The sequence below is a fragment of the Noviherbaspirillum album genome, assembly GCF_035916955.1.
Taxonomy (GTDB): domain Bacteria; phylum Pseudomonadota; class Gammaproteobacteria; order Burkholderiales; family Burkholderiaceae_D; genus Noviherbaspirillum; species Noviherbaspirillum album.
Window position 1 is genome coordinate 1 of the sequence record NZ_JAWIIV010000008.1, and the last position, 17,497, is coordinate 17,497.

Annotated in this window: 18 protein-coding genes; 8 read left to right on the forward strand and 10 right to left on the reverse strand. The window is 63.2% G+C overall.

The features are described from left to right. The first annotated feature begins 92 nt into the window (after window positions 1-92). The 4 genes from pstB to RY831_RS11275 all read left to right on the forward strand — a co-directional run bounded on the left by pstB (window position 93) and on the right by RY831_RS11275 (window position 3,543). Window positions 93-875 (forward strand): phosphate ABC transporter ATP-binding protein PstB, encoded by a 783-nt coding sequence (gene pstB / locus RY831_RS11260; RefSeq protein ID WP_326506438.1) that lies wholly within the window; start codon window positions 93-95, stop codon window positions 873-875. 18 nt (window positions 876-893) lie between these two features. Next, a complete protein-coding gene (gene phoU / locus RY831_RS11265) occupies window positions 894-1,604 on the forward strand; it encodes a phosphate signaling complex protein PhoU (protein WP_326506439.1) in 711 nt (236 codons plus the stop codon). 140 nt (window positions 1,605-1,744) lie between these two features. After that, window positions 1,745-2,287 (forward strand): type II toxin-antitoxin system HicB family antitoxin, encoded by a 543-nt coding sequence (locus RY831_RS11270; RefSeq protein ID WP_326506440.1) that lies wholly within the window; start codon window positions 1,745-1,747, stop codon window positions 2,285-2,287. Window positions 2,288-2,424: 137 nt separating this feature from the next. Further along, entirely contained in the window at window positions 2,425-3,543 is a 1,119-nt protein-coding gene (locus tag RY831_RS11275) for a glycerophosphodiester phosphodiesterase (protein ID WP_326506441.1), read from the forward strand. A gap of 23 nt (window positions 3,544-3,566) precedes the next feature. Here RY831_RS11275 and RY831_RS11280 read toward each other — a convergent pair whose 3' ends face one another. From RY831_RS11280 to RY831_RS11310, 7 genes are all read right to left on the reverse strand, one after another. Continuing rightward, the gene (locus RY831_RS11280) at window positions 3,567-4,565 is read right to left on the reverse strand and encodes a phytoene/squalene synthase family protein (protein ID WP_326506442.1); all 999 of its coding nucleotides are present in this window, start codon (window positions 4,563-4,565) and stop codon (window positions 3,567-3,569) included. After that, window positions 4,565-6,079, reverse strand: coding sequence for a phytoene desaturase (locus RY831_RS11285; RefSeq protein ID WP_326506443.1), 1,515 nt, complete (start codon window positions 6,077-6,079; stop codon window positions 4,565-4,567). Before RY831_RS11285 ends, RY831_RS11280 begins: the two co-directional genes overlap by 1 nt. Next, window positions 6,040-7,203 (reverse strand): lycopene beta-cyclase CrtY, encoded by a 1,164-nt coding sequence (gene crtY, locus RY831_RS11290; RefSeq protein WP_326506444.1) that lies wholly within the window; start codon window positions 7,201-7,203, stop codon window positions 6,040-6,042. Before crtY ends, RY831_RS11285 begins: the two co-directional genes overlap by 40 nt. Further along, window positions 7,196-8,491 carry a glycosyltransferase gene (locus tag RY831_RS11295; RefSeq protein WP_326506445.1) on the reverse strand — a complete coding sequence of 432 codons (1,296 nt, stop codon included), beginning with the start codon at window positions 8,489-8,491 and terminating at the stop codon, window positions 7,196-7,198. Before RY831_RS11295 ends, crtY begins: the two co-directional genes overlap by 8 nt. Then, on the reverse strand, window positions 8,488-9,183 hold the full coding sequence (locus RY831_RS11300; protein ID WP_326506446.1) for a fatty acid desaturase: 696 nt from the start codon (window positions 9,181-9,183) through the stop codon (window positions 8,488-8,490). Before RY831_RS11300 ends, RY831_RS11295 begins: the two co-directional genes overlap by 4 nt. A 35-nt stretch (window positions 9,184-9,218) precedes the next feature. Beyond that, window positions 9,219-9,698 (reverse strand): sterol desaturase family protein, encoded by a 480-nt coding sequence (locus RY831_RS11305; RefSeq protein WP_326506447.1) that lies wholly within the window; start codon window positions 9,696-9,698, stop codon window positions 9,219-9,221. A 371-nt stretch (window positions 9,699-10,069) separates the two neighbouring features. Then, the gene (locus RY831_RS11310; protein ID WP_326506448.1) at window positions 10,070-10,540 is read right to left on the reverse strand and encodes a host attachment protein; all 471 of its coding nucleotides are present in this window, start codon (window positions 10,538-10,540) and stop codon (window positions 10,070-10,072) included. Window positions 10,541-10,696: 156 nt separating this feature from the next. Here RY831_RS11310 and RY831_RS11315 point away from each other — a divergent pair, with 156 nt between their 5' ends. Next, window positions 10,697-11,425, forward strand: a complete 729-nt coding sequence (locus RY831_RS11315; protein WP_326506449.1) for an SDR family oxidoreductase — start codon at window positions 10,697-10,699, stop codon at window positions 11,423-11,425. Between the two features lie 62 nt (window positions 11,426-11,487). Here RY831_RS11315 and RY831_RS11320 read toward each other — a convergent pair whose 3' ends face one another. Continuing rightward, window positions 11,488-11,688, reverse strand: coding sequence for a hypothetical protein (locus tag RY831_RS11320; RefSeq protein ID WP_326506450.1), 201 nt, complete (start codon window positions 11,686-11,688; stop codon window positions 11,488-11,490). Window positions 11,689-11,923: 235 nt separating this feature from the next. On the opposite strand from RY831_RS11320, the gene RY831_RS11325 reads away from it, so the two are divergent. Continuing rightward, window positions 11,924-12,664: a hypothetical protein gene (locus RY831_RS11325; protein WP_326506451.1), complete on the forward strand. Its 741-nt coding sequence runs from the start codon at window positions 11,924-11,926 to the stop codon at window positions 12,662-12,664. A gap of 138 nt (window positions 12,665-12,802) precedes the next feature. On the opposite strand, the gene RY831_RS11330 is transcribed toward RY831_RS11325, so the two are convergent. Together RY831_RS11330 and RY831_RS11335 are read right to left on the reverse strand one after the other, a co-directional pair. Further along, entirely contained in the window at window positions 12,803-13,765 is a 963-nt protein-coding gene (locus RY831_RS11330) for a CvpA family protein (protein ID WP_326506452.1), read from the reverse strand. A 39-nt stretch (window positions 13,766-13,804) separates the two neighbouring features. After that, complete coding sequence (locus RY831_RS11335) at window positions 13,805-14,467, reverse strand: GntR family transcriptional regulator (RefSeq protein ID WP_326506453.1); 663 nt, start codon at window positions 14,465-14,467, stop codon at window positions 13,805-13,807. Between the two features lie 307 nt (window positions 14,468-14,774). On the opposite strand from RY831_RS11335, the gene RY831_RS11340 reads away from it, so the two are divergent. Next, on the forward strand, window positions 14,775-15,752 hold the full coding sequence (locus RY831_RS11340; RefSeq protein WP_326506645.1) for a Bug family tripartite tricarboxylate transporter substrate binding protein: 978 nt from the start codon (window positions 14,775-14,777) through the stop codon (window positions 15,750-15,752). Between the two features lie 28 nt (window positions 15,753-15,780). Then, the gene (gene mdcA / locus RY831_RS11345; RefSeq protein ID WP_326506454.1) at window positions 15,781-17,448 is read left to right on the forward strand and encodes a malonate decarboxylase subunit alpha; all 1,668 of its coding nucleotides are present in this window, start codon (window positions 15,781-15,783) and stop codon (window positions 17,446-17,448) included. Window positions 17,449-17,497 lie beyond the last annotated feature (49 nt).

The window sequence follows — 17,497 nt, forward strand, 5'->3', positions numbered from 1 at the left end:
GCGGTGCGCTGCTGATCACCTTCAGCGTGCTGGGCCTCAATATCCTGTCGCGTACTTTGTTCAGCCAGAAAATTCCCAACTGATCACCTGACATGAATGCACCGAGCGAACCGATGACTCCCAACGCCACACTGCAGATATCCGGCCTTAATTTCTACTATGGCAGCTTTCAGGGCTTGAAGGATGTCAGCCTCGACATCTTCAACCGCAAGGTGACCGCCTTCATTGGCCCGTCGGGCTGCGGCAAGTCCACGCTGCTGCGCACGCTCAACAGAATGTATGAGCTGTATCCAGGGCAGAAGGCCGAAGGCAAGATTTTCTACCGCAACCGCAACATCCTCGACCCCGGCCAGGACGTCAACATGCTGCGCGCCAAGGTCGGCATGGTGTTCCAGAAGCCGACACCGTTCCCGATGTCGGTCTATGAAAACATTGCCTTCGGCGTGCGCCTGTATGAAAACCTGTCCAAGGGCGAGATGGACGAGCGGGTCGAATGGGCGCTGAAGAAGGCCGCGCTGTGGGGCGAGGTCAAGGACACGCTCAACAAGAGCGGCCAGAGCCGGGCGGGCGGCCAGCAGCAGCGCCTGTGCATCGCGCGCGGCGTGGCGGTCAAGCCGGACGTGCTGCTGCTCGACGAGCCGACCTCGGCGCTCGATCCGATCTCGACAGTGAAGATCGAGGAACTGATCCATGAGCTGAAGCAGGATTACACGATCGCCATCGTGACCCACAACATGCAGCAGGCGGCACGCTGCTCCGATTACACTGCCTACATGTATCTTGGCGAACTGGTCGAGTTCGGCGAAACGGACCAGATCTTCATGCAGCCTGCGAAGAAGGCGACGCAGGACTATATCACCGGGCGCTTCGGCTAGCCCTCATTGGAGAAACCCATGTCTGCCGATCATTCATCCACGCAGTACGATATCGATCTTGAAACCATACGGGCCAAGATGCTGATGGTCGGCGGCATGGTGGAAAACCAGCTGTACGATGCCATCGGCTGCTTTCGCACTGGGAACATGGGCCAGGCGGACAAGGTCATCAAGGGCGACGAGAACGTCAACCGGATGGAGGTCGATCTGGACGATGCCTGCAGCCATCTCATCGTCAAGCGCCAGCCCGCGGCCAACGACCTGCGCTCGGTCGTCGCTACCCTGAAAGTCATCACCGACCTGGAGCGCATCGGCGACGAGGCGGTCAAGATCGCCCGCACCGCCCAGGCACTGCATGAGCGCGGCCCGGTCAGCGTGCTCAATCATTACGAATCGATCCGCATCCTCGCAATGAGCGCGATCCAGCTGCTGCGCGATGCACTGGACTGTTTCGCGCGCCTCGACGACAAGCAGGCAATGCTGATCATTTCCCAGGATCAGAACATCGATCACGAATTCCGGGCGACGACGCGTGAAATGATCACCTTCATGATGGAGGATCCCCGCACGATCTCGGCGGCGCTCGATACGATCTGGGTTGCCAAGGCCATCGAACGCGTCGGCGATCATGCAAAGAACATCGCCGAGTATGTCATTTATGTCGTTGAGGGCAAGGACATCCGGCATACCGACTATGCCTATACCAGGCTCAACAGTGAGACGCCCTGACGTTCGGACACAGTTTCCGACGCAGTAAAGAATAGTAATACCAATCCCAAGCCAATCCATGACATAACATGACATGAGATCACGTCTTTTGACTTGGGATTGGTGCAAGTTCGCGATGCATTTGCATCCGACGTACCCGCATGCAGCTCAGACACTCCATTCACCTGTATTTTGACAATGGCAGATACATCGCCGTTGTTCCTGACCATCCCGATTGCCGCGCCGATGGCGCAAGCTATGCCGAAGCGCTGGGCCGCCTGGAGTCGATGCTGCAACGCTCGGCCCGCGGCCTGCCCGCGAATACCTCGAGTACCTCGAATACGTCGGATGTCTCCGGCGCCGCCGGCACCGATACCGGCAGCCGATGCCGGTCGAGCGCCATCAAGGCACGGCTCATGGCAAAGTTCGGCAGATTGTCCAACCGCCAGCTCGCGGCCAGGATTGGCATCGTCGCACCGGATGCGCCGGTGATGCTTTCGTCGGCGCTGGGCGGCCGGGGTTCAAGGCAGGTACGATGCGCGATTGCGCTGGCATTGGACGAGTTGCCATCGATCCTGTGGCCGGACTCCTCAAGCCGCGTCAGGGCAATAGACGACAGCTGCTTCCTCGATGCCCGACGAACCGTGAGCGAGGTATCGCCGTCCGCCATTGCACAGGCGGCAAACGGCGTCTATGCTGGTTGAAGAGGAAGGGGTGCATCAACGTCACTGATTAAAATCAATCCATGATCATGGCAATCGATTCCTGGCCGCCGTGACATGCGCCTGTCACGAAGCACCGGAATAATCGGGGCTCTTCTCCTCGATGCAAGGACAACGACATGAAACATGCATGGAATGCAGCATTGATCGCAGGTGCTTTCAGCCTGCTCCCCTTGAGCGCGCAGAGCGCCGACATCGGCGTGAAAGCCGCCCATCTTCCCGCCAAGCTGGTGGTCGGCCATCGCGGCGCGAGCGCATTGCGTCCGGAGCATACGCTGGCTGCCTATGAGAAAGCCATCGACGACGGTGCCGACGTGATCGAGCCGGACCTGGTCAGCACCAAGGACGGCGTGCTCGTGGCGCGCCACGAGAATGAAATCTCCGGTACGACCGATGTCGCCGCCAGGCCTGAGTTCGCCTATCGCAAGACCACCAAGACCATCGACAATGTTTCGTACACCGGATGGTTTACCGAAGACTTCACACTGGCCGAGCTGAAGACGCTGCGCGCAAAGGAACGCATTCCTGCAAACCGTCCCGCAAACACCGCCTACGATGGTCAATTCCAGATTCCCACCCTGCAGGAAGTGATCGATCTTGCGCAGCGCAAGTCGAAGGAAAAGGGCCGGACCATCGGCATCTATCCCGAAACCAAGCATCCCAGCTATTTCAAGGCGATCGGCCTGCCGATGGAGCAGCGCCTGGTCGATGCGCTGCATGCCAATGGCTATCGCGGCAAGAAGGCGCCGGTATTCATCCAATCCTTCGAGGTGGCGAATCTGAAGGAAATCCGCTCGATGACCGACCTGCCGGTTGTGCAGCTGCTGTCGGGCTCGGGAAAGCCTGAAGATTTCCGCCTGTCCGGCGACAGCCGGACGTATGCCGACATCGCCAGCGCCGCCGGGCTGCAGGAAGTGGCGACCTACGCGAACGGCATCGGTCCCTCCAAGGAAATGGTGATTCCGCGCGATGCCGGCAACAATCTTGCCTCGCCGACCAGCCTCGTCCGCGATGCGCATGCCGCCAAGCTGATCGTGCATCCCTATACCTTCCGCCCGGAGAATCCGTTCCTGCCCGCGAATCTGCGCCAGGGCAACCCGGCGTCGCCATCGGATCGCGGCGACATGGCGGCGGAACTGGAAGCGTTCCTGAAGGCCGGCGTCGACGGCTTCTTCACCGACGACCCCGCGATCGGCAGGGCCGTGGTGGATGCGCTTCCGAAGAAGGAAAGAAAATAATTCCGATTTAAGGCCGCTATGGTCTATGGTGCGTCGCCGCGCCATGCGCCCGGCAGGCGTCCGGGGTCGGATGCCTGCTGCGGCAATGCATGCGGGGCACGGGTCCATAGCCCGGTGCGCGGCGCGGTGTTCGCAGCCTGTCCGCGGCTGCGGGCACCGGCGGCCATCACGCCGCCATGGCACAGCCGCCACAGCTTGCGGCCGCTCGATACCTGCGTTCTTCCATCCCAGGCCTTGATTCCGGCCTTCCTCACCTGCAGCCCGATATCGCGGTAGATCAGCAAGGCGCTGGAAATGGCCCACGCGCATCGCCAGGGCAGGTGCGCGATGCCGACGCGGGCGGAGTCGTAATACCGCTCGGCCAGCTCCACCAGTTCACCGGCCAATGCATGAAGATTCGCCTGGTGCTCCGGAAGATGCATCTCCCCGCGCGGAATGCCTTTTGCCCGCAGCCATTCCTCCGGCAGATAGCATCGGCCGATGCCGAGGTCGTCCATCACGTCGCGCGAGATATTGGTGAGCTGGAATGCGATGCCGAGGTCGGCCGCGCGGTTGATCACATCCTCGTCTTCGGCGCCCATGATGCGCGCCATCATCACGCCGACCACGCCGGCCACGTGATAGCAATAGCGCAGCGTGTCGTCCAGCGTGACGAAGCGTACCTCGTCGGCATCCATCGCGAAGCCGTCGAGCAGGTCGAACAGATGACGCCGCGCGATGGCATGCTTGCGCACCACCTGCCGCAGTGCCGCGAAGGCGGGAATGTCGCTGTCGTGGCCGGCGCAGACGCGGTCCGTTTCCTGCCGCAGCAGGTCGAGCTGCCGTAGCTTTTCCTGCGCCGTCAGCGCCTGCGCTCCATGGCCCAATGCCTGGCCATCGATCACATCGTCGCAATAGCGGCACCAGGCATAAAGCATCATCACGCTGTTACGGGTATCGGCGTCGAACAGCATCGCCGCCCTGGCGAAGCTTTTCGACCCTTGCCGTATGGTGGCTTCGCTGTAGCTTGCCAGGTCCTGCATCAGGCAGCCCTCCTTGCCGGAAAGTCATCGAGGATGATGCGCGCCGTCGCCTTGGCCGAGCCGACCACGCCCGGAACGCCGGCGCCGGGATGCGTGCCGGCGCCGACGAAGTAGAGGCCTGGTATCTGCTGGTCCTTGTTGTGGGTGCGGAAATAGGCGCTCTGCCACAGCACCGGTTCCAGCGAGAACGCGGAACCGACGTGGGCATTGAGCTCGTTGCGGAAATCCGAGGGCGTGAAGATGCGCGACGTGACCAGGTCGCGCCGCAGATCGGGAATGGTGTGCTGTTCCAGGTAGGCGAGGATGCGGTCGCGGTAGCGCGGACCCTCGACCGCCCAGTCGATGTCGGCATGGCCGAGGTGCGGCACGGGCGCCAGCACGTAATAGGCGCTGTGCCCCGGCGGCGCAAGCGAAGGATCGGTCACCGTCGGCGCGTGCAGGTAAAGCGAAAAGTCTTCGGGCAGCTCGGCGCCGTGGAAGATATCCTTCAGCAGCTCGCGGTAGCGCGGCCCGAACAGCACCGTGTGATGCTGCAGGTCCTGGCGCACGCCGCGCAGGCCGAAATAGATTACGAACAGCGACATGCTGAATCGCTTCTTCTTCAGGCTGTCCGCCTTGCGCGTTGCCGGGCTGTGGTTGCGCAGCAGCTTGTCGTAGGTATGCACCACATCGGCATTGCTGGCGGTGAACAGGCAGGGAATGCGTTCGCCGGACTGCAGGCGCACCGCGCTCACGCGGCCCTGCTCGACGCAGATTTCATCGACTGTGGCGTTCAGGCGCAGCTCGCCCCCCAGTTCCTCGAACAGGCGAATCATGCCGCGCACCAGCGCGCCGGTGCCGCCCTGCGGAAAGAACACGCCCCATTGCCGTTCCAGCGCGTGGATCAGCGCGTAAATGGACGAGGTTTCGAAGGGATTGCCGCCGACCAGCAGCGAGTGGAAGCTGAACGCCTGGCGCAGGTGCGGATCGCTGATGAAGCGCGAGACGATGCCGTAGACGCTGCGGTAGCTTTCCAGCTTGATCAACTGCGGCGCCACCCGGATCATGCTGCGGAAATCCGGGAAGGGCACGTGGCCGAGCTTGACGTAGCCCTCTTCCAGCACCGCCTTCGAATAGTCGAGGAACTTGCGGTAGCCGTCGACATCCTGCGGCGACTTCAGTCCGATCTGGCGGTCCAGTTCCTGCTGATCATTGACATAGTCGAAGCGGTAGCCGTCCTCCCAGCAGAGCCGGTAGAACGGGCTCACAGGCAGCAGCTTCGCATAGTCGCCTAGATTGCGGCCCGACAGCGCGAACAGTTCCTCCAGGGCCGTCGGGTCGGTAATGACGGTCGGCCCGGCGTCGAAAGTGAAGCCCTGGTCTTCATAGACATAGGCGCGTCCCCCGGGCTTGTCGCGGCCTTCGAGGACGAGGGTCGGTATGCCTGCCGACTGCAGGCGGATGGCCAGGGCGAGGCCTCCGAATCCACTGCCGATCACGATGGCTTTGATGATGTTTCCTTTCGAAGATCGCATATCGCCCGCAGCGCGGCCGCCACGGGCACGGGCGGCTTGCCGGACAGGATGCGGAGTTGATCGAGCCGCGTCAGCCGTGCCGCATAGAAGCGCTCGATCAGCTGTTGCGGAAGGGTGTAGAAACGCTGCAGCACGCGGTAGCGCTGCGCCGGTTCGCCGGCGAAGAACAGCATGCGGTTCAGTGCGCGCAGGAAGCGCTGGCCTCGCCACTGATGCGCGGAAAAATGCCTGATGCGCTGGTAGACCTTGTCCGCATGCAGATCGTCGAGCGCGGCGATTTCGTCGGCCAGGCGCGCGGCGAACAGCAGCGAATAGCCGGTGGTCGCATGGAACAGTCCGGCTCGCAGGCCGCTGCGCGGCAGGACGTCGGGCTTGTCATCCCAATACCGCTCGATATCACCGGACAGCGCGATCGGCAGCACGCCGGTCTCCTCGCGCAGCATGCGCGCGATCCGCCAGCCCCGGCTGGCGGCATAGGCTTCGATATTCAGGCGCAGCGCGGCCGCATCGAGCGCCGGCGATGTGCTGTAGTAGGTATCCTCGATCAGGATGCGGCGCTCGTCGAAAGGCAGGGTATAAACAAAGCGGTAGCCGTCGCGCTGCGCGACCGTGGCATCCATGATGATCGGCATTGCCTGGCCGTGGGCTTCCTCCAGTTCCACTTCCCAGCCGAGGAATTTTTGCCAGGCATGGCGCATGTGAGCGGAGGATTCATGTCCGCGCCCGTCGATCACGGCGCGCGCCTCATGCCGCCAGCCGTTGATGACGGCGCCGCCGGCATCCATCTCGCCGACCTCGGCGCCGAGCATTACGCAATCGGCCAGGTCCTTCATCAGCACCGCATGGAAGCGCGCTGAGTCGATGCTGTAGCAGGCGGTGCGCAGCATGCGCCGGTGTGAAGGAAACCGAACTTCATAGGCCGGCCAATGCCGCACGACCAGAGGCGCGAGCCAGGCATGCTGCGCCGGCGTCAGGTCTTCCTGATAGAACGACCAGGTATGGTTGCCGCCGAGGGTGGATTCGCGTTCGACCAGCAGGATGCGGAGCGCCGGCCGCATCATCTTGAGCCGCCATGCGATGAGGCCGTTGGCGAGGCCGCCGCCGATGAGGATCAGGTCATGCATGGCCAAGCTGCTCCTCGATCTCGTCGCAGGCCCTGGCCACGCCGTCCTCTCCACGTGTTTGCAGCGCCGCCGCAGCGGCGCTTTCCTGCATCCGCCGGTCCGCCAGCACGGCTTGCAACGCATTTCGCAGCCTGCGCGCGCCGGTACGCCTGCCCGGAAGCACTGCGGCCACGCCCAGGCGCGAAAGCCGCAAGCCATTGTCGAGCTGGTCATGCGCATGCGGCACCACGATCTGCGGCTTGCCGGCCTGCAGCGCTTTGAACGAGGTGGCCACGCCGCCGGAATGCACGATCGCCGCGGCATGCGGAAACACCTGTTCGAAGGCGGCATAATCGACGCGCAGCGCCCACGGCGGCAAGGGCTGCGGCAGGGTGGCGCCAGCGGCGAGTCCGCCCATCACCAGCAGGGCCCGTACGCCAAGCGTTTCCGCCGCGCGCAGGCTGTCGCGGTAGAAATCGCCCGCATCGTTGCTGGCGGCCGATGACAGCGTGAATACCACCAGCGGCAGCGACGACTGCCGCAGGAAGCGCTGCAGCTCCGGCGATGCCGGCTGCTCCTGCCGGTACAGCGCGGTGCCGGTCTGAACCGCGGGCTGCGGCCAGTCCGGCTGGGGGCTGCCCAGCAGCGGCGAAAACATCGCCAGCACGCGGCTCGGTGAATGCTGGCCTTCATACATCGGATGATCCTGTGCGGCACTGCCGGCGATGCCGAGTTCGCGCTTCAGGTCCAGCACCGGCCGCACCCATTCCTCGGTATGCTTCCTGACGTAATGAAAGACGCGGCCGTGCAGTTCCGGCGAGCGTCCGCACATCCACGACAGGAGCGGCAGGGGCAGGTAGTTGGGCCGTTCATGCAGGGAGAAGAAAGACATCGGCTGCAGCACCGCCGAGATCCAGCGGATGCCGGTGCTGGCCGCCACCAGCGGCGCGGCCAGCGCCATCAGCGACTGGCTGACCAGCAGGTCGGCCTTGCCGGCGGCCTGCGCCAAGTCTTCATAGCTGGTGCGGATCGCCGGAGCCAGATAATGCCGGTAGACGAACTCGCCGCCGGTCTTCGGATGCATGTAGCGCGCATGGAAGGCCGGCGAGTCCTCCGGGTCCGGCCGCATGTGGTGGAAGTCCAGTCCGGCCGCCCGCACATGTTCGCGGTGGACGGCGCTGGTGGCCAGTGTTACCCGGTGGCCTCGCTTCTTCAGTTCATTGCCGAGCGCGAGGAAGGGATGGAGGTCGCCGAGCGACCCGGTGGTCGCGAAGACGACATGGCGGCCATTGGAAGGCACGGCGTTCATCGGCTGCGCGCTCCGGGCAGGCGCCACCAGGGCAGTCCGGGCTGCAGGTGATGCTCATGGTGATAGCCGAAATGAAAGCAGCTCAGCAGCGACCACAGGTAATGGTATTCGTTGCTGCGTGCCCGGTGGTGATCAATGAAAGGCGGCGCGCTGCCGTCAGGCGCATGCCGGTGCGGCAGATAGGTGCCGAAATAAAACAGCTGGAACGAGGACAGCAGGCCCGGCACGGCGAAAAACAGCAGGATGTTCTGCAGCTTCGCGCCAAGCAGCAAATAGACGCCGGCCCGCGCGGCAATGCCCAGCACCTCGCGCCGGCCAAGATAGGTAGTCATGAAGCGGCCGTACCAGGCCAACGGACGGTTCGCCGCCTCGGGCGCGAAGTCGGGATCATCGGCCGAGCCCGGATGGCGATGGTGCGACTGGTGCTTGGGCAAGAGTCTGCGGTAGGAAAAGCCTGCATACAGCCACAGCGCGAGCGTACCGGCAAGATCCCCGGCGCGCCGCTTGCCCGGCCAGAGCGAGCCGTGCATCGCATCGTGCGCGACGATGTATAGCCCGACGGAAAGCCAGACCAGTGCGATAACCGTCAGCAAGGCAGGCAGCCAGTGCCCGGAGTCCGCCAGATCGATGAAAAATACGCCGGCCACGTGCAGCGCGGTCCACGCCGCCATGATCAGCAGCGCCAAGGCCATGCCTATGCAAGCTTGGCGTCCTTGCGCGGCGACGTTCATCTTCGCGGACCATTGCGGCGCAGCTCTTCGCGTATGTCGTCGAGCGGCGGCGCGTAAAGAAAGCCGAAAGACACGCCGTTTTCCCGGGTCTTGACGGCATGATGCAGGTAATGAGCCTTGATCAGCCGCTGCAGATAGACATTGCGCGGCTTCCATTTCAGAGGCAGCCTGCGGTGGATCAGCACATCATGCAGGATGCCGTAGAGCAAACCGTACAATGTGATGCCGAATGCCACCCACCACAGCGGCGCGTGCTTGTCGCCTAGTGCGAACAGAAGAATGGTGGCAGCGGCGAACACGACGGCATACAGGTCATTCTTTTCCCACGCCAGGGCCCTGCCCCCGTGGTGATGCGAGGCGTGCCAGCCCCATCCGAACCCATGCATTACATGCCGGTGAAAGAGCGTAACAGCGACTTCCATGACCAGCAGGGTCACAACCACGATCAGCAAGCGGGAAAGGATCAGGAAGGTCATAGGAATCGTGAAAGTCTTGGGCCGTGCAAAGAACGGTGATTGCAGCGAACGATGCAGTCATCACAGGAAACGCGAATGTCGGGACGGAGTACCACGACGCAGCCATCCGTCCTTCTACGGCATCGTGCAGGAATCGGCGACATCACTGCTTGATCGTGTTCAATGTAAGGGTGTTTTGTCTTGGACAAGTTCCGGCATGCTCAGTTGCCTGGCATGAGAAATTCCCCTGCGGACGACGATGGCGGAAAAGAAGGCTTGCCTGGAAAGAATGCGTGACAATGCAGAACACTGCGGAAGCGCGGCAGTGAAGCATGGAGCAGCGGCCGCCACTCCATGCAGTTGAAAGGCGGGGATCAAGTCAGCGGGCCGCCTCAGCTCTTTGCCTTGTACGTCTCGATATGGTCGAGCAACTGTCCCGGGTTGAACTGCGTATAGTCCTTGTCGATTTCCAGGTTAATGGTGGACTGCACCTGGGGATCAAGCACCTTGCGCAGCATGCCGAGGAACTGCGGCGCAGCGACCACCGACAGCTTGTCGAAGCGACCGTCGCGCTGATTTTCCAGCAGGTAGCTGGCAATGTCCCGGGCGAACAGTTCCGCCTCGCGTACGTCCGGAGTGGTGGGCGGTTCGTACAGCTTGTTCGGCAAGGCGCCACCTGTGTTGTGCATGCTCTTCGTGCCGGCCATCGGGCCGCGCTTGTCGGACTCGGTGGGCTCCACCATTCTCAGGCGCGAGGCCGCGTTCACCATGTCGTTGACTTCTTCCAGAGGTTCGGTCAGATTGCCCTGGGAAAAGAACCTTGCTCGGCTTGCGTTTGCGGAAAGGATCCAAGTAGCGTTCATATCATCCTCGTGAGTCTATTGGTAAGGGGATTCGATGCGCGGACCAACGGAATGTTCCGGCTTCCCTGCCTGTGGCGCGCAGGCACTATCGGCAAACATGCCGACAGCAGCGGACGGCCGTTTTGCGTAGACTGGCACATTACTGGAGGGACCAACATGCTGAAGGCAATACTGACCGGCCACAGCCGCGGCCTGGGCGCGGCAATCTGCAATGAACTGCTCGGGCGAGCGATTCCCGTCCTCGGCATCTCACGCCGTGCGCTCGGCGATGTTTCCCGGAACGCGGAGTTACTGGAGCAGGTTGAACTCGATCTGTCAGCTCCGGCCGCACTTTCCGCCTGGCTGGCGGCGGGCGAACTGTCGCGGCGGCTGGAAGGATGCAGCCGCCTTCTGCTGATCAACAATGCAGGCATGGTGGAGCCGGTCGGACCGCCCGGCGTGCAGGACCCGGCGGCGGTTGCGCGCGCCGTCAGCGTGAACGTGGCGGCGCCGCTGATGCTGGCCGACGCCGTCTGCGCCCAGCAACGCGCGGGCGAAGTCCGCGTGCTGCATGTATCGAGCGGCGCGGGCCGCAGCGCCTATCCCGGCTGGAGCATCTACTGCGCGACCAAGGCCGCGCTCGACCATCATGCGCGCGCGGCGGCGCTCGACGGCGTTGCGGCGCTGCGCATCTGCAGCCTTGCGCCGGGTGTCATCGACACCGATATGCAGGCCGCCATCCGGGCCACGCCGCTGGAACGTTTTCCCCTGCGGGAGCGTTTTGAAGGCATGAAGCGCGACGGCTCGCTGGCCAGTCCCGAGGAATGCGCCGGCAAGCTCGTGAGCTTTCTGCTCGACGACGGTTTCGGCAGGGAGCCGGTAGCCGACTTGAGAACGTTGTCCTAGGCCGGGATGCTTGCAGCCGCTCCTCGTCAATCGATCAATCGATCAATCGGTTAATCGGTCGATCAGCCGTCCAGTGACGCCTGCGCGGCTTCTTCCGGTGTCAGGCCGTCATAGAAGAGATCGGTAAGCCACTCAACCTGCTCTTCGATGAATTCCTGTGCCTGCGCTACCGTGGCACCGCCCTTGACTAGAAACCCTTCTACCTCGATGCACCACTTGATCAGCGCTTCGGTTTCCGGATCAAGTTTCTCTTTCTTCGCCATCCATTCATCTCCTGTTCACGCGCAATCGGCGTGCGAGGCAAAGACTATACACATTCCACGGACAAAGGCGTATCAGCGCGGCCCGCACATGCCCATGTTGCCGTGCGCTTCGCCCAAAGTTCGATCCGGCCGGAAATATCGACGAGGAAGACAAGCCAGCGCTCGACCGGACATTCCGGGAACGTCGTGCCGGAATGATAATCCCATGGTCACCAAGTCTTTCTCCTTGATGTCCATGAAATCAATCTGGAACCGGATCATGCGCCCGCGCGGCACCCTGCATGCTGGGCGCTATGCCGCTATTGCCTCGCTGCCGGAAGGACTCGACACCGTGTGGCTGGAACGCATCTCGCAGCTGCATCCGGGTTCCGGCATCAATGCGAAGGCCGTTCCGCACGTTGCGGAAGCCCTGATTACGTATTTCGATTGCCTGACCCGCACCGACAAGCCCTGCGCCTTGCCATCGCTGGCCGCGCAGGTGCTGTGGGATGCCTGGTCCACCTTGGACAGGAACGGACTCGACCGCCTGCGTGCCGATCGCTTTCCATCGTCTGCTGACGACAGCCGGTCGGGCATCCGCGCGGAATGGGAGCTGGCGATTGCCAACTGCCTGGTCCAGGCCAGAGCTGTCGCCGGCCTGTCGCAGGCGGCGCCCGTGCTGCCGGCCTTGTTTCTCCTCGACCAGCAACTGGCGCTGCCCGGCGGCCATGGCTGGCTGATCAGTAACGGGCGCGTCGGTTATGTAAGGCTCGATGCGCGCGGCATGATGTCGGGCGCTCCTGCATTTCCCGAAGTGATGGCGCCAGCGGGCATGCTGATGGCGGGACTGGTGTCAGCCACTGCGTTCAACGATTTCTTCGCCGCGCCGCATGCCGGAAATGGCTTGGCCGGCGGTGGTGACGGCGAAGGAGGAGGCATGGGAGAGGGCACGGGAGGCGACGGCTGCGGCGATGGGGGAGGCGACGGCGGGGACTGACACGATCGGCAGTTCGCCGGTGACTCCCATGCCGGGAGACAGCGGCGGCGATGACGGAAACCGACGGACGTTCCGCCTATGCAAGGTCTGGAAGGATCATGAATAGGTGCCGGCAACCCATACCAATACCTAACGCCTTCAGTTGCTGAACTGCTGGGTCACCATGATGCCGCGCCGTCCGGCGTCGATGATGCCAATACCCACCTTGCCGAACTGCGGGCGAAGGATGTTCGCCCGGTGGCCCGGCGAATTCATCAGCCCCGTATGCGCCAGCTTTAACGTGGGTGCGAATGCCAGGTTTTCACCCGCAAGGCGGAATGTGATTTTCGCGGCGCGCATGCGGTCGAAGGCACTCTTCCCTTCGGGAGAATGGTGCGAGAAATAGCCGCGCGCCAGCATGTCGGAAGAATGCGCCCGCGCCACCTCGGTCAGGTCGGCGTTCATCACCAGCGGTTTCAGTCCGGCGGCAAGCCTTTCCCTGTTGACGAATTCGAGCATCTGCGCTTCCAGTGCCGGCAGCGGCCTGGAATCCTTGAGCGTGAACGGCAGCTTCACCATCTCCGATGACTCCGGCCGCACGGTCAGCATGTTCAAGGTTTCGGCGATCGCATCGTCGAATACCGGCAGCAGCCGGGCCTCCGCCACTTCGGCGTAACCGGCGAAGCGGTTGGCGAGTTCGCTGTCGCGGGCCGCGCGCTGCATGGCGTCCGGCAGCGGAACGGCCAGCAGCAGGGCGGCGGCAATGACGGCGTGGATCAGGCCATTGACCAGACCCGGCAGCACACCCAGGACCTTGTTGGCCGGATGCAGGTGTGCCTGGCGCGGCAGGCGCGCAAGCAGGATGGAGGCAAGCAGCCGCGCGGCCAGCAGGCCGGCGAAGAAGATCGCGAGGAAAGCGATGGGCCGGCTCCAGGCCGCAGGCCAGCCCGAGAAGCGCGCCAGCCATTGCGCGGCCGGCGCATACAGCCGCAGGCCCAGCGCCAGTCCGGCCAGCCAGGCAGCCAGATCGACGAACGCGAACAGGAAGCCGCGACGCCATGCCACGGCCATGCTGAGCAGGATGAACGTGCCCAGCAGCAGGTCGATCCAGTTGAGTTCCATGAGCAACTTACCTGCAGCGCCCGGTACGGGGTTGCCGCATCACGCCGCCTTGTTCGACAGATGGGCCAGCGATGCGATCAGGTCGGCGAAGCGCTGTCCCTGGATCATGATGTGGTCGCGCAGCAGGGCGGCGGTGCGTTCGCCGTCGCCGGCGACGATGGCGTCGACAATCTCCTGGTGTTCGGAAAACGACGTAGCCACGCGGTCGCGCACCCTCAGCTGCAGCCTGCGATAGGGGCGCAGGCGGCGGTGCAGGTTGCGCGCCTGCTCGGCGAGAAAGGCATTGTGGCTGCCGGCGTAGATCTGCTCGTGGAAGGCTTCGTTGCGGTAATAGTATTCATCCGAATCCACTGCCTCCCGGGCTTCCCGGCAGGCGTCGTGCGCCGCCTGCAATTGCGCATGTTCTTCCGTGAACATGCGCCGCGCGGCGAGGCGGCCGCACATCGCTTCCAGCTCGGCCATCACCTCGAACATTTCCACCAGCTGCTGCGGCGCGATCTCGGCAACCACGGCGCCGCGCCGCGGGCGAATCACCACCAGCCCCATCGATGCGAGCTGGATCAGCGCTTCGCGGATCGGCGTGCGCGAGACGCCGAAGCGGGTGGCGAGTTCGGTTTCATCCAGATGCTGTCCGGGGCGCAGTTCGCCGACTGCGATCTGTTCTTCAATCGCATCGCGCAGGGAATGGGAACGGCTTGTCATGAGTTTTTCAGATTTTCACTATCGTGTACTTTGCGTTGCATGCTTTGCTTGCTGCAAACCTTCCGGTTTTTGCAATGACCAGACTTGTTTGGGGCGTTCCAGGGCTAACAGTTCCATCGCTTGCCTCCTGGCAGCCTGAGGTTTCTCAAGCCTCTTGTATTTTATTTTATGATTCTTGTATACATGAGGCCGTAAATAAGTATACGATCTGCCACATAATAAACCGTAAAACGGAATTTGCCTAAAAAGGCTTTGGCCCCGACAGGCATGTTGCTGCAAACCCAACCTTCTATTGGTGGAGACAATGATGACGCTCAAACACGCCTTATTCCTTGCGGCCGGACTGGCCGTTGCATCCGCTCCCGGCCTGAGTATGGCGGCCGATCCCTGGCCGTCGCGGCCGGTGACCATCGTCGTACCGTTCCCGGCGGGCGGCGGCACGGACGCATTCGCGCGTCCGCTCGCCGCGCAGCTGACCAAGCAGCTGGGCAAGTCCATCATCATCGACAACCGGGGCGGCGCAGGCGGCAATCTCGGCGCCGGCGTGGCCGCGAAATCGGCGCCGGACGGTTATACCTTCTTCATGGGCGGTGCCCACCATGCGATTGCGCCTTCCATTTATCCCAAGCTGGACTACGACATCCAAAAGGATTTCATCCCGGTCGCGCTGGTGGCTACGCCGCCGCAGGTGATCGTCGTCAATACCCAGCGGGTGCCGGTCAAGGACCTGGCTTCCTTCATCGACTATGCGAACAAGAATCCGGGCAAGGTCAATTTCGGCTCGGCCGGCAACGGCACCTCGCATCATCTTGCCGGCGAACTGTTCAAGATCCAGACCAAGACCGCGCTGACCCATATTCCCTACCGCGGCGCCGGCCCGGCGCTGCAGGACCTGGTCGCGGGACAGGTCGACATGATGTTCGACGGACTCGGCTCGTCGGCCTCGCATATCAAGGGCGGCCGCATCAAGGCGCTGGCAGTGGCGGCATCCAAGCGCGCGCCGGGCTTCCCCGACGTGCCGACCGCGGCCGAAGCCGGCGTGCCCAACTACGAAGTCTCGACCTGGTACGGCCTGTTCGCGGTCAAGGGCACGCCGCCCGAGGTCGTCGAGCGTATGGCTGCCGAGGTGAAGAAGGCGCTGGCCTCGCCGGAACTGACGACCAACTGGAACAACGCCGGCTCGGAAACGCCGACCATGACGCGGGCGGAGTTCGGCTCCATGCTCAACTCGGAAATCGCGCGCTGGAAAAACGTGGTCAAGGCCGCCAACGTCAAGATCGACTAAGTCCGACTTCGTAACGGGAGAATGCAGCATGGGTGCGCGTGAACACGCTTGGAACCGGCAGCAGGGCAATCGGGCGGACCGCCTGGCACGCGCGCATTCCGTGCTCGCCGGCGGATTGTCCGGCAAGGTGTGCGAAGCAGGCCGCATCGCCGATCTGCTGCATGCGGTGCTGGAACCGGGCGACCGGGTCTGCCTGGAGGGCAACAATCAGAAGCAGGCCGACTTCCTCGGCAAGGCGCTTGCCGGCCTCGATCCGGCGCGCATCAATCAGCTGCACATGCTGCAGTCGGTGATTGCCCTGCCCGAACATCTCGACGTGTTCGAGCGCGGCATCGCATCGCGCCTGGATTTCTCCTTTTCCGGTCCGCAAGCGGGGAGGCTGGCGCGCCTCGTTGCGTCAGGCAAGCTCAACATCGGTGCGATACATACTTACCTCGAACTGTTCTCGCGCTATTTCATCGACCTCACGCCGCGCGTATCGCTGATCGTGGCCGAAGCGGCCGACCGCGCCGGCAATCTCTACACCGGGCCCAATACCGAAGACACGCCGGCGATCGTGGAAGCCACCGCTTTCAAGAGCGGCATCGTGATCGCCCAGGTCAACCGCATCGACGACACGCTGCCGAGGGTCGACATTCCGGCAAGCTGGGTCGACTTCGTGGTGCAGTCGCCGTCGCCTTATTACATCGAGCCGCTCTTCACGCGGGATCCGGCGCAGATTTCCGAAATCCAGGTGCTGATGGCGATGATGGCCATCAAGGGCATCTACGCGGAATATGAAGTCGAGAGGCTCAATCACGGCATCGGCTTCGATACCGCCGCCATCGAGCTGCTGCTGCCGACCTATGCGCAGTCGCTCGGGCTGAAGGGAAAGATCGCACGCCACTGGGCCCTGAATCCGCATCCGGCGCTGATTCCCGCCATCGAGGCGGGCTTCGTGGAGTCGGTGCATTCCTTCGGCTCCGAACTCGGCATGGAGGAATACATCCGCGCGCGGCCCGATGTCTTCTTCGTCGGACCCGACGGCTCGATGCGCAGCAACCGCGCGCTGTGCCAGGCGGCCGGACACTATGCTTGCGACATGTTCATTGGTTCGACGCTGCAGATCGACCTTCAGGGCAATTCCTCGACCGCCACGCTGGGACGGGTTGCCGGCTTCGGCGGCGCGCCCAACATGGGCGCGGATGCGCGCGGCCGCCGCCACGTCAGTCCCGCCTGGCTGAAGGCGGGCAGGCAGGCGCGAGAAGGACGAAACCTCATGCCGCGCGGACAGAAGCTGGTGGTGCAGATGGTGGAAACCTTCCGCGAACACATGCAGCCGGCCTTCGTCGACAGGCTCGATGCCTGGCAACTGGCCGAGCAGGCCGGCATGGAAATTCCGCCGGTGATGATCTACGGCGAGGACGTGACGCACATCCTCACCGAGGAAGGCATTGCCAACCTGCTGCTGTGCCGCAGCGACGAGGAACGCGAGCAGGCGATCCGCGGCGTGGCCGGCTACACCGCGGTCGGGCTGGCGCGCGACAAGCGCATGGTCGAAAACCTGCGCGACCGCGGCATCATCCGCCGCGCGGAAGACCTGGGCATCGACAAGCGGCTCGCCACGCGTGACTTGCTCGCCGCGAAAAACATGAAGGACCTGGTGCGCGCCTCGGGCGGGTTATATGACCCGCCGAAGCGGTTCAGGAACTGGTGAGCTGAATATGTGTTGTGCCTGCGAACTCCAAGCCGCTTGCAAGCGGCGA